The following is a 12,874-nucleotide window of genomic DNA, read 5'->3' as shown; positions in this document are numbered from 1 at the left end:
TTGGCTGCCTTTTTCATTTTATAAGGGTCAGTTCTTTTTTGTATTGACCGAGCTTTTTCTGATTGGCGTTGAGTTTGACCTGTAGCTTTTCTATTTCTGCTGTATTGGTTTTTAATCTTGCCGTCAATTCATTTTTTTCTTCAGGTTTCTTTTCAATTCGCAACTGGAGCTTGCTGTTGTCCAACAAATATTTGTCCATTCGCTGACTAATTCTTTTTCCAGCTATTTCCTGTTCATTTATTTTGTTTTGAACTAAAGCCGTGAAGTAGTTCACCTTAAAATCTTTCAATAAGTTTTTAACCTGATTGCTTAATTGGGCCTGCTGATTCTCAGGTACCTCGTCTTTCACTAACGCCAATTTTAAGGTTGACAGATTTTTGTTTTTGTCTTCGATGAGTTGAGAAACAAATTTGAGTGGCTCGTTTGTATCCTTACCTTTAGCGGGAACGGTTAGAACCAGATGCGTTTTTTTGTTGAAAATAATGGTTCTGGCATTCACATATCTCCACCATTCTTTTTTCACCTCTTTGTAGGGCTGTACGAAATCTGTTGTATATCCATTAAAAATTTGACCTTCGAGAGTGAAATTAGAAGTGTTTATTTTTAATGAATAGACTTGTGCCAAAGATTGGAGACTCACTCCACACAGTGTCATGATACCAATAATGCAGATCAGAGATCGCTTACTTGTTAAGGAGAACAATTGAGTTATTGACATTTTAAAAAATCTCATACGAAGATAAAAACATTTGAATCAATCAATAATTTCGCCAATTCTCGTTCTGAAGTAAATTTCACCACATGCAAGAGATATATAATCCGCATAAAACGGTTGTTTTTCCATTATTGGATTATTTTTGCCCAAATAAGCTGAAAAATTTTATCTTACATGATCAATATTTTCGGCCGCTATTCCAAATGAACAAGATTTAATTTAGCTACGACCTGAATCAATGAATAATAGCTCTTCTCTAATTGCTAAGGCCAAATATCAATTTGATAATTATGTATCAAAGGGCACCATGACTCTTATTGGAGGTCTTGGTCTTTTGACTCTTATTCTTGTCATCATTTTAGCTGTCATATTAGTACTCACAGGCTTCGAAGTGGAAGTGGGCGAGAGTATAGGCTATCCAGAGTCTTTGTGGCAGAATATGATCCACATGCTCGATCCAGGGACTTTAGGCAACACTACCGGCGGCTGGTCACTTAGAGTGTATTTATTGGCAGTTACACTAGTGGGTGTAGTAGTACTCTCCACACTTATTGGTTTGGTGTCAAACGGTATCTTGACCAAACTCGAAGAATTGAGAAAAGGTCGTTCGTTCGTCATTGAAAAAGACCATACACTTATACTGGGCTGGTCTTCTAAGATTTTTACAATTATATCTGAATTGGTAGAAGCCAATGAAAACCTGAAGGAGGGAGTGATTGTAATTCTGGCAGAAAAAGATAAAGTAGAAATGGAAGACGAGATTCGTCTAAAAGTAGGAAACACTGCCAATACGAGAGTAATCTGTCGTACAGGTAGTCCCATTGATATTGACGATATTTATATTGCCAACCCGTTCAATTCCAAGTCCATCATTGTTCTGGATAAAGACAATGAAAATTCTGACTCCCAAATTATAAAAACAATTGTAGCGATTGTCACCAACCCAAACAGGAGAAAAGAACCTTACCATATTACAGCAGAGATACAGGACAGCAAGAACTACGAAGTAGCTAAAATGGTTGGCCAAGATGAAGTAGAGTTGATTTTATCTGACGATTTTATCTCTAGAATCATGGTTCAAACCAGTAGACAGTCTGGTTTGAGTGTCGTGTATATTGAATTAATGGACTACGATGGAGATGAAATTTATTTCTTGGAAGAACCTACATTGGTGGGAAGAACATTCCGAGAAATCATCTTTGCTTATGAGGACTCAGCGATCATGGGCATTCAGTTTGCGGATGGTACAGTGGCGATCAACCCACCCATGGACACGGTATTTAATGAAGGGGATCAGGTAATTGGTATCACTGAGGATGATGATACGTTGGTGCCATCAGGACTGGCGGATTATCAAATAGAAAGTAATAGGCTGTTGGAACGACCCGAAGAGGAAACCAACGAAGAGCAAATCTTGATCATTGGGTGGAATGACCGTGCAAAGAATATCATCAGAGAACTAGACCATTACGCACCCTTTGGATCTACTGTGAAAGTAGTCTCGAAATTTGAAGATCCGGTGACAGTCATCCAAAGAATCAAACCTTCTTTGAAAAACCTCACTGTGGAATTCAAAAGAGCAGAGACTACAGATAGAGAGACACTTGAGAAATTAGAAATTCCGACCTACGATTATATCATCTTGCTTTGTTATGAACAACATTTTCCAGTTCAAGAGGCAGATGCACAAACTTTAATTACACTGCTTCATATCAGAAGTATAGCAGAGCGAACAGACAAGCACTTGAATTTAGTAAGTGAAATGATCGATATGAAAAATCGATTATTGGCTGATATTACAAGCGCAGATGATTTTATTGTAAGTGACAAATTGCTTAGTTTGCTCATGACCCAGGTGTCAGAAAACAAGTTTTTGATGCGCGTATTCGAAGACTTGTTCGATGCGGATGGCTCTGAGATTTATATCAAACCTGCTAGCGAATATGTAGTCACTGGAGAACCAGTCAATTTCTACACCATACTGGAGTCTGCCGCAAGAAAGAACGAAGTAGCGCTGGGTTATCGTATTCTGGCCAAGAGTAAAGACCCGAACGCAGCCTATGGTGTAGTCGTCAACCCTAAGAAGTCTGAGTTGATAGAATTGACGGCTCAGGACGAAATCATCGTACTCTCAGAAGATTAAAAAGAAGTTTGCTGATTGAGAGCGGAGCGAATTTCGCTTATGGCTTTCTTTCTATAATTCTCTTCAGGTTGATTATTCAATGATGACATGTGTTTTACATATTGCATCACGTTATTCTTTTGATCAGTGTCCAGTGTTCTCACGTTTTGCATGATTTCCAAGACAGTTGCTAGTTGATCCATTTTCTGTTGTATTTAGTGAACTGATTGAATACTTAAATAGCTACTCCAAAATTAGAGCGAATAATCAATGAAATAAATACGCCTTTTACCTAAAATGAAATTTAGGTGAGATACGCATTTTTACACTTTGTGGAAAATGTTTTCTTAGGATTAGCCTGCAGAGTTGGGGCGAGAATATTTCGGATGCCTGAGTAGACTCACGAACTCAGCGTCATTCCGTAGCGCAGCCCAAGGATCTTATCAAGGTCGAGCAGAAGATTTGCCCCAGGTATTTACATGCTGCTATCAGCCAACGAGATTTCTCTGGTCGTACCTCCTGATGAAATGACTTTTAGTTCGCAAAGGTAATTGACTCAGGATTAAGTGACTGTTTAAAAACTGTAGGTTAGGATTGTCTAATCCCTCAGAAATATGGATTGACCCTTTTTTCTTTTGGTTAATTCTAGTACTTCAATGCCTTTTTGATTTGAGACAAAGCATTTTTTCGATAGCGATCCGTAACCTTTGAAGAATACTTATACCTGCTTCTGATATAGTCGAGCAAGTCCATTTGATCTTCCTTTTTTAGCATCCGAAGCGTATCTAGCAAATCGGGTGTTGGGTGCGTGTTCATATTTTTCTATGTTTTGTGGCTTAATCAAAGGAACGAATTCCATGAGCCAACAGCCAATGGGTTCAATTATCATTATTTTAATTAATGATTAATTGCATAGGTTGTTTTCTGTTGGTCACTTCTGATTATTTAATACTGGGATAAAATATCAAAGTTGAAGACAGGATTATGTGTTGGAATTAGCTAATATTGAAACAGATTTATAACCCAAAAATTTAATACCATGTCCAAGAACATGACTCAGGCCATTGATGCTTTCATGCAGAGCATATCGGCTAGAAATCCTGGCGAAACTGAATTTATTCAGGCCGTTCGTGAAGTAGCAGAAGTGATTATTCCTTTCAACGAAGAAAACAAAAAATATAAAGAAGCCAATATATTGGAAAGAATGTGCGAGCCAGAACGGGCCGTCATCTTCCGGGTGCCCTGGGTAGACGATCAGGGCAGAAATCAAATCAATCGTGGATTTCGGGTGCAGATGAATTCGGCCATAGGCCCGTACAAAGGAGGTTTAAGGTTTCACCCAACAGTGAATTTGAGTATACTCAAATTTTTGGCCTTTGAGCAAGTGTTTAAAAATAGCTTAACCACACTTCCTCTTGGAGGAGGTAAAGGAGGTAGTGATTTTGACCCTAAAGGTAAGTCTGACGCAGAGGTCATGCGTTTTTGTCAAAGTTTCATGACAGAGTTGTCTAAGCATATTGGTGGTTTTACTGACGTACCCGCAGGAGATATTGGCGTGGGTGGCAGAGAAATCGGTTACATGTTTGGACAGTACAAAAGATTGAGAAACGAATTTTCAGGCGTGCTGACCGGTAAGGGACTGCAATATGGTGGTAGTTTGATTCGAACGGAAGCCACCGGCTATGGTACAGTTTATTTTGCAGATGAGGTTTTAAAGGCTCATGGGCATTCCATGCACGGGAAGGTATGCGCAGTGTCTGGCAGCGGAAATGTGGCGCAGTACACCATAGAGAAGTTGTTGCACTTAGGAGCAAAACCAGTGACAGTCTCAGATTCTCAAGGCTATGTGTACGACCCAGAAGGGATCGACGAAGAAAAGCTGGCTTTCATTAAAGAACTGAAAAACGAAAAAAGAGGACGTATTAGCGAGTTTGCAGGTAAATATAAAAGTGCCACTTTTTATAAGGAGTTGACTCCATGGAATGCGAAAATCGATTTAGCTTTCCCATGTGCCACGCAAAATGAATTGCCAGACTATGACATGCAGACCTTGATAGACAACGGCTGTATAGGCGTGTTTGAAGGCGCCAATATGCCAACCACAGAAGGTGCCCTGGACTTGATTCGGAAAAATAGAATCTTATTTAGTCCAGGAAAAGCATCTAATGCTGGTGGTGTAGCTACCTCGGGTTTAGAAATGTCGCAAAACAGCATGCGTTTGAGTTGGAGCAGTGAAGAGGTGGATAAGAAGCTCAAAGAGATTATGGTTTCTATTCATGAGAACTGTGAGAGATATGGGCGTATTGATGATGATTATGTTGATTATGTAAAAGGCGCAAACATTGCTGGCTATGTGAAAGTAGCTGATGCCATGCTGGCTCAAGGGCACGTATAATTTTTGACAATAATATTGATCTGATTTGTGGTATGAAAAGAACGGATTATCTTTGACGTTCAAATTAAAATCTGGTTCGATATGACAATGATAATTTTAATTGCGGTTTTGTTTGTAGGCGCGGCTATTTGCCCTTTTGTGCTGCCAAACGAAAAAGTGAGCAATCATGAAAAAGACTGGGATACTTGGTAGGCCAGTCTTTTTTGTTTTCTATCCATTCTGTCTATTGAATTAAGACCCCTTTTTTGGTATCTTATAGATACTTTCCTCGTAAAAGGATTAATACTTTATTTCTAGGTCTATGAAAATTCAAAATACCAAAGCCCAAATCAGGCTCCCCCTTTTCCTATCTATTGCCATTGCAGCTGGGATCTTTATTGGTGCCAATATGACAAGCTCTGCAGATGGAGGGTCTGACTTGGCTCAATCACTTCAAAAATTCCGCGAAATCTTGAATTACGTAGATCGCAACTATGTAGATGAGGTCAAAACAGAGGATTTAGTAGAAAAGGCCATTGCGGATATGTTGGAAGAATTGGATCCGCATACAGCTTACATACCTAAAGAGGAGCAAGAGTATAGCCGCTCGCAACTTGAGGGTAATTTTGACGGGATTGGTATAGAATACAACATTTTTAGAGATACCATCTATGTAGTGGCTCCGCTCAGTGGAGGACCTTCCGAACGCGTAGGCCTGTTGACTGGAGATAAAATCATAAAAGTCGACACTGAAAACGTAGCGGGTATAGGTATTAAAACTCGTGGTGTACTGGATAGATTGAGGGGGCCAAAAGGAACGCAGGTGACTGTTTCCATTCTTAGAAAGAATAATGAGGATCTTTTGGACTTTGAAATCATTCGAGACAAAATTCCCCAGTTTTCTGTGGATGCTTCTTACATGATAGATGATGAAATTGGGTACATCAAAGTCAACAGATTTACGGCTACTACCTATGAAGAATTCAAATCTGCACTGGACAAATTGGACGAAAAAGGGCTGCAAAAATTGATATTAGACTTAACAGGTAATCCTGGCGGCTATATGAGTATGGCGATTCAAATGGCAGATGAATTCTTGCCGGGCGACCCGATGATTGTATTCACTAAAGGGAAAGAATTTCGATATAATCAGGAGCATAGAGCTGGTAACTCTGGGCTCTTTGAAGACCGACCTTTGATCGTATTGATTGATGAAGGAAGCGCATCTGCTTCGGAAATTGTTTCTGGCGCTATTCAGGATAACGACAGAGGGCTGGTAGTTGGAAGAAGGTCTTTCGGCAAAGGATTGGTGCAAATGCCAATTGATTTGTCCGACGGATCAGAATTGCGCCTAACGATTTCAAGGTATTACACACCAAGTGGAAGATCAATTCAACGATCTTACGAAGGAGGAAAAGATGATTATTACAGTGATATCTATAATAGATATACCTCGGGAGAATTGTATAATGCTGACAGCATCCACCAGAATGATACTTTGAAATATGAGACGGTAAAAGGCCGTACCGTGTATGGTGGTGGAGGTATCATGCCAGATTATTTCATTCCAATGGATACAGCAGGCAATTCAGCTTACCTCAATAGATTATTCACTACCAATGCCATTAGAGAGTATTCTCTGGCCTATTCTGATGGCAATAGAGCCAAACTGGAAAGTGATGGTTTCGATAAATACTTCACGGATTTTGAAATCAATGAAAAAATGTTGAAGGAATTGGTCGCAGTGGCTGAAGAAAGTGGACTGGCTTATAACGATGCTCAGTTCAAGCACTCCAAGAATTTGATCAAATTGTATTTGAAAGCTCAGATTGCTCGCGGCATTTGGAACAATGATGGTTTCTATCCGATTTACAACCAATCCAATGAAATTTACACGCAAGCCATCCAACTATTTGATCAAGCGGAAGCGATTATGGTGCGGAGCAACTAATGAAATAAAAATTAAGAAATCGCCTAAAAAGTTTTAATCCATCCTCCTATGGGTTGGAGAAGTAAAGTATTGCTCTTTAGGCGATCTCATTTTTAGCTACCTAATTCACCACAGTCAGTCTTTTTTTGATTACCTGATGAGGCAAGTTGACTTGGATGATATAGACACCATTTTGCCAACTGTTACTTTCAAGTGTAAGACTTTGCATGCCTATGGTGCTTCGAAGGTCAGTTTTGGCTTCAATTAGTCGCCCACTGATTCCTATTACCTGAATAGTATATTCTACCTCAGACGAAAAGACCAAATCTATGTTGACTATGCCAGACGTAGATGGATTGGGGTAGATCGATACCTTATTGGCTTGTGAGTTTTCGATGTCTTGGTTTTGTTCCCTAGACCTTGCCGAAGTTGAACTCCATCCAGACGAATACCATCCTTCACTACAGCGATTGAGATCTCCAGTTTGAGCACTACCATTATCATTAAACAATATATTGGCACATGAGGCATCTGCAATTGTAAAACTGTACCAGTCGTCTCCTTCAGGAGTCATACTTGGCCCAGGCCATTGCGAGGCATCTATGTCTGATGGAGTCACATCCCAAAAATGAATATTAGCCGTATTCCATGCGACTGGTTTTTTGAAATGAACAGTTAGCCCACTTCCTGGCTGGGGTTTCAAGTCGTACCAAGTACCTGCTTCATACCATCCTTCACTGCATCTGCTTAAGTCTGAAGTTTGGCTATTTCCATTGTTGTTAAAGATAACATTGGTGCAGTCAGCATTTTCTAAGGTATAACTATACCAGCCCTCACCTTCATCGCTCATAGTTATACCTGGCCAGATAGTGGATGCTCCACTTGGGGTAACAGCCCAAAAGTAGATTTCTGGGTCTGCGTAGCCATCTGGTTTAAAGTGAAGCGTAAGTCCTGGAGCCGGAGGCAAAAAGTTATAGGTCTCCGAAACGATACCTGAAGGCTGATTTATGTTATCAATAGCCAATGCACGGAGTGTGGTGGTAGTGGTAATAAGGATCGACCCATTGTAGGTTTGACTTTGATCGGTTGGCGTGCTGCCGTCCACAGTATAATAAATAGATGGTGCAAGCCCAGAATCATCACTAGCGCTGATAGTGACCGAAATTTGATCTCCAACAACAAAATTTCCACCTGCTATGTCTATAGATACAGATGGAGGGAGGTCTATTGGCGTTCGGGGGTCGGTATTACTCCAGGTGCCATTCTCATACCAGCCGTCTGCACTTCTACTCAAATCTTCGGTTTGATTGTTGCCATCATTGAAAATAAGGTTTGTGCTAGCTGCTTCGGCCAATGTATACTTGTACCAGCCGTCACCGTCATCCTGCATGGGTACACCTGGCCAATTGACACCTCCTGTGGCTTCAGTAGGTTGGACACCCCAGTAATAAATGTTTGGCTCACTCCAGCCTGAGTTGTTTTTGTAGTACACTGTGAGGCCACTGATTTCGCCAATAGCGTACGAATGAGTCACAACCGCTGAGTAATTGCCTAGCCCATCCACTGCTAAGGCCGATACTGTGCTATGAGTATCAATATTAAAAGGACTTTGGTAAATAGGGCTGTTGGTTGTAGGGGTGCTTCCGTCGGTAGTGTAATAGATGGTACTTGGTTCGTTTTGCGAAGAAGAATGCATTGTGATATTGATAGGATCCGTGTAATTGCCACCTGCAGGTGAAATACTTACTACAGGATTTCCTCCTCCAATACCAGATTGAAAATATCCAACACCATTTCCTCCGATCATTCCAGGTCCGTTGAGTACAAAAATACCAGCTGATCCAGAGGTGACGTCAAAACTGATAGAGCCATTAGTCACCTGTACTTCAGCACCTGTGACAGCGTCTCTGTAAGTGCCGTTTGTGAGTCCAGAAAAATTGAAAGTGGCGCCACCATCTTTGGCCAGTCCTACAGCTACTTCACTGTCGTTGTATTTTCTGACATAGCCCACGGCATTGCCGCCTGCATTGCCATCCCATCGCCAGCTACCTTTTTGCAAAGCAGGAATAGCTTTGCGAATGGCATTCAACTTTTTGATGTGTTGATAGATCACGTGGTTAGGCGCTTGGTCAAATTGATCCCCATAATAGGCTCTTCCAGTCAGGTCAATAGATTTGGTAATACCTGAGGCGTCATGAATATCTGCATATTCCCCTTTCATAAATTGAATCTCCGTACCATAGTACACCACAGGAATACCTCGCCAGGTAAACATGAAGTTCATACAGGCCGCCAGATTTTCTTCTGATCCGCCATATCGGGCATTCCAGTCATTGTTAGGACCAAAGTCGTGATTGTCAAGCCAGGTCAGAAGCGTGGAAGGGTCGCTATACAAGTGATCATATCGTGCAGCTGCCTGTACACCAGAAAAACCTCCCCCTTCTTCGAAAATGCCATGAAAAGTAGCTTCGGCATAAAAGTCGAGTACCGCTATATCAGAGTTTTCTGAATTGTTGACTGCACCACGCCAGGTGTACCAGTGTGGATTGATTTCTTCCACATTGTGCAGTTCATGTCTTTTTTGCGCCACTTCTCCAAAGATGAAGAGGTCTGGATTCACGGCATGGAAGGCGTCTTTGAAATACAATACATCTTCCTTGTCCATGTGCTTCATGGTGTCCCATCTGAATGCGTCCACTCCCATATTGATAAAGGTGGTGTAAGCCGCCACCAGATAGTCACGAACTACTTGGCTACCAGTATTCAAATCAGGTGTGTCTCCGGCCAGTGCCCGGTTATACAGATTTTCAGTGTCGTCCCATCCCTGTGCAAAGCCGTTGCCGGAATGATGATACCAATCTGGGTCTGTTGTATCCACATAGGACTGCGTAGAAGGCCAGTTGTAATTGGCTAGATTGCTATTATATGGTGGCGGCATGGTGGGCAGATTGGCACGGCTCCAGATTTTACCGTCATCCGGGTTTGGTGTAAGCCCGTCATAGGCCCAGTTTGGATTAGGCTGTAATACGCTTCCATTGGAATCCTGACCCCAAGGCTGTGTGGGATCGGTATTGTATTTTATTTCTGCTACATCTTTGATTCCAAATCGGCCAGCATGATTGGTCACTACGTCCAGAACGATTTTCATACCGCGTGCATGCACGGCATTGATCAAGTCTTGAAAGGTGGCTTCAGGAGATTCTAATCTTGGATCCACTTTAGTGAAATCATAAGCATGATAGCCGTGATAATCCAGAGGACTCCAGTTCTGAACAATAGGTGTGATCCAGATGGCAGTAAAACCAAGGTCTTGAATATAGTCCAGTTTCTCAATCAACCCTTTGAAATCCCCTCTCCAGGTGACATCGTTAGGATCAGTGATTTCAGGGTTTATTGTAGGGTCTGGATGATAAGAACTCCATTCGTTGGGTACATTGTTTGATGGGTCACCATCAAAAAATCTAGTGGTCAGTAGGAAGTAAATCGCTTCTTCCCTAAAATCCGTCTGGGCATTTGCGCCAAGTGGAACGAGCAAAACCTGTGCGGTCAGTAATAAAAATAGAATTGTTTTCATATAAATATTTAAAAGGTTTCTGTGTAGAAGTGGGTCTGAGGATTTTGCTTCATCTGTAAAGACGCGGGGGGATGCGATCTATGGTTTAAAATCCAACCTTAAATGTAAGGCGTGCCAAGGAAGTAATCGCTTCACTTCATCAAGTGGAACCTTTTTTCCATGAATTGAAACCTTTAAGAATGGTACAAGATGTTTTGCCTACTTATTCTGACGATGGTATAAGCCTATCAGTCGGTCTGTGAGATAAAAAGTGATTGCCAGAAAGAAAACATTGAGATGGATATTGAATATAAAAAAAGTGAGACAAGAGAGGAGGGTGAGCAAAATCAGATAACTCATAAAGCCAGCCAGGTAATTGGCTACCCTGACCGCACCAAAATACTTGGTGATGCGACTTTCCATATAATCCCCTTCTACAAATACCATGTAGCTCAGATAGGCATAGCTTGCAAGTATTAGCAGGAAAAACCAGAAGTTGACGTAGGTGTCACTTTCTTGAATCGTAAGAAAAGCATTGAGCAAAATGAGCGGGCCTGATGAAATTTCAAAAAGGGTTTCGTGCCTATCGTTTTCGAAAAAATCCCCAATCACAACAATTTTACCAGCCACAAAATTTTGGATATCCTGATCTTCCAGGAATAGCAGTTCGCCCATGTTGATAGGATTAAAACCAGCTTCAATGTTTTCAATATCCTTTTGGAGGAGTCTATAATTCATTACAAAATTGTTGGGTGTCCATCTGTCTCCAATTTTCACGAATGGACCATTTGGTTTTGCTTCTTGGTTTGAAAGATCCTCATAAACTTTGAGTGGCGTCAATTTCAGTGAGTCGTGGTGCAGTAGCTGATATTTATAAACCCCGTCAAATACACTGCCGATTACATAGTCAGATAATCCTCGATTGACATCTTTGAATATAGGGTATTCTATTTCTTCAAAGTCATTGAGGTGGTAGGAGATGATCAGGTTATCAAATTTTTGCAGTGTGGTATCCAGGCCAAAATCAGAAGCAGTCGAGTCCAGAAAATGAATGTCGCATATAATGTATTTAGGCGGATTTTCTGTCTTAGAAATGGCATCAAGAATGAGTGTCAATTTTTCTCGGTCAGTGATGACTCGTTGCCCAATAGGGAAACCGAAATCATCCAGACGATCAATGAGCTGTAAGTCATAAGAAGTGTTGATCAATGCGAAATCTTCTGAGGCCGGCATTTCTCGGTTGGCAAATTTAATGGCAGAGGTACTCCAGATCAGTAGCTTTTCGTCCCCGGCTAACCAAGGCAAACTCATGAAATAGAAAGTTAAAAAGATCATGGCCAAAGTATTGGCCATGATCCCCAACCACAGAAAAATTCGTTTTTTGATCATTAATTTGAAGCTTTTAAGATTGCTTGAATATCACTGAGCTCGCAAGAGCCATAGAGTGAGACAATAATTTCCTGCATGCTTTTGGCCTGTTCTTCTTTGCTTAAATCCTCTAGTGATTTTATTATGGCAGCAAACGCTGTGTCGTTCACAATTACGAAATCCAATGAGGTGATTTCTGTGGATTCTTCTTTTTGGCTGTCATAATAGAATAATTTGGCTGCTGAGGTTTGATTGGGGTCAATTGTGATGCCGTCTACTGCATAGAAAGTGCTCATATCAAATACCAATGATCCATTTTCAATATTCAATTTCTTATTGATGGTTTCACCATTGAAAGTATAACTGGCATAAAAAAATCTACTGTCGTCTGATGGATAGGACGTAGTAGAAATGGCTGCTGTGTATTTACCACCAACTATGGCAATTGGGCTTTCTCCGAACTTCTTGACAAAATCCATTTGATTGTTGATACCCCCAGATCGGGTACTCATTTTGCCTCTGGCTGGTGCCAGAACAGTCGACAATGAATAGACAAGGTCACTTCCATTGCTTTGATGGCTTTGTTGCTGGATGATGTATCTACCTCTTGATGAACTTAGGACTGCGGCTCGCGCATGAGCTGTTTCAAATTTAAGTTTGGAGTCTTCGCTCAACTTTGAACCGGATTTGAGATAGCTGTTCGTTTGGCTATTATAAATTTTACCTATCACATGGATGACAGTATATTGCTGCGCCTGTGCTGGCTGAAAGGCTATGATTAAAAATAAAATTACAATTATTCTCATGATGTG

At 41.0% G+C, this 12,874-nt stretch carries 9 protein-coding genes; 3 read left to right on the top strand and 6 right to left on the bottom strand.

What is annotated here, in order from left to right:
- Positions 1–13: 13 nt before the first annotated feature.
- Positions 14–733, bottom strand: a complete 720-nt coding sequence (locus tag B9A58_RS07995) for a hypothetical protein (protein WP_221407839.1) — start codon at positions 731–733, stop codon at positions 14–16.
- A gap of 220 nt (positions 734–953) precedes the next feature.
- On the opposite strand from B9A58_RS07995, the gene B9A58_RS07990 reads away from it, so the two are divergent.
- Entirely contained in the window at positions 954–2,858 is a 1,905-nt protein-coding gene (locus B9A58_RS07990; protein WP_084372122.1) for a CASTOR/POLLUX-related putative ion channel, read from the top strand.
- Here B9A58_RS07990 and B9A58_RS07985 read toward each other — a convergent pair.
- Both B9A58_RS07985 and B9A58_RS20355 read right to left on the bottom strand, forming a co-directional pair.
- Positions 2,855–3,040, bottom strand: a complete 186-nt coding sequence (locus tag B9A58_RS07985; protein WP_084372120.1) for a hypothetical protein — start codon at positions 3,038–3,040, stop codon at positions 2,855–2,857. The two genes, B9A58_RS07990 and B9A58_RS07985, sit on opposite strands and share 4 nt — an antisense overlap.
- Positions 3,041–3,482: 442 nt before the next feature.
- A complete protein-coding gene (locus tag B9A58_RS20355) occupies positions 3,483–3,653 on the bottom strand; it encodes a hypothetical protein (protein WP_176214721.1) in 171 nt (56 codons plus the stop codon).
- Positions 3,654–3,876: 223 nt separating this feature from the next.
- Here B9A58_RS20355 and gdhA point away from each other — a divergent pair, with 223 nt between their 5' ends.
- Both gdhA and B9A58_RS07975 read left to right on the top strand, forming a co-directional pair.
- Positions 3,877–5,232: an NADP-specific glutamate dehydrogenase gene (gene gdhA / locus B9A58_RS07980; protein ID WP_245827034.1), complete on the top strand. Its 1,356-nt coding sequence runs from the start codon at positions 3,877–3,879 to the stop codon at positions 5,230–5,232.
- A 301-nt stretch (positions 5,233–5,533) separates the two neighbouring features.
- Positions 5,534–7,162: a S41 family peptidase gene (locus tag B9A58_RS07975; protein ID WP_084372118.1), complete on the top strand. Its 1,629-nt coding sequence runs from the start codon at positions 5,534–5,536 to the stop codon at positions 7,160–7,162.
- A gap of 100 nt (positions 7,163–7,262) precedes the next feature.
- Here the strand turns inward: B9A58_RS07975 and B9A58_RS07970 are convergent, their stop codons facing one another.
- The 3 genes from B9A58_RS07970 to B9A58_RS07960 form a co-directional block, all read right to left on the bottom strand.
- Positions 7,263–10,715 (bottom strand): starch-binding protein, encoded by a 3,453-nt coding sequence (locus B9A58_RS07970; protein WP_084372116.1) that lies wholly within the window; start codon positions 10,713–10,715, stop codon positions 7,263–7,265.
- 198 nt (positions 10,716–10,913) lie between these two features.
- Positions 10,914–12,083, bottom strand: a complete 1,170-nt coding sequence (locus tag B9A58_RS07965; RefSeq protein ID WP_084372114.1) for a hypothetical protein — start codon at positions 12,081–12,083, stop codon at positions 10,914–10,916.
- Positions 12,083–12,868 carry a hypothetical protein gene (locus B9A58_RS07960; RefSeq protein ID WP_139793803.1) on the bottom strand — a complete coding sequence of 262 codons (786 nt, stop codon included), beginning with the start codon at positions 12,866–12,868 and terminating at the stop codon, positions 12,083–12,085. The genes B9A58_RS07965 and B9A58_RS07960 overlap by 1 nt, the downstream gene beginning before the upstream one ends.
- Positions 12,869–12,874 lie beyond the last annotated feature (6 nt).

Origin of the sequence: Reichenbachiella faecimaris, from assembly GCF_900176375.1 — a bacterium.
In the GTDB taxonomy this organism is placed as follows: domain Bacteria; phylum Bacteroidota; class Bacteroidia; order Cytophagales; family Cyclobacteriaceae; genus Reichenbachiella; species Reichenbachiella faecimaris.
This window is presented reverse-complemented; position numbering and strand designations above follow the sequence as displayed.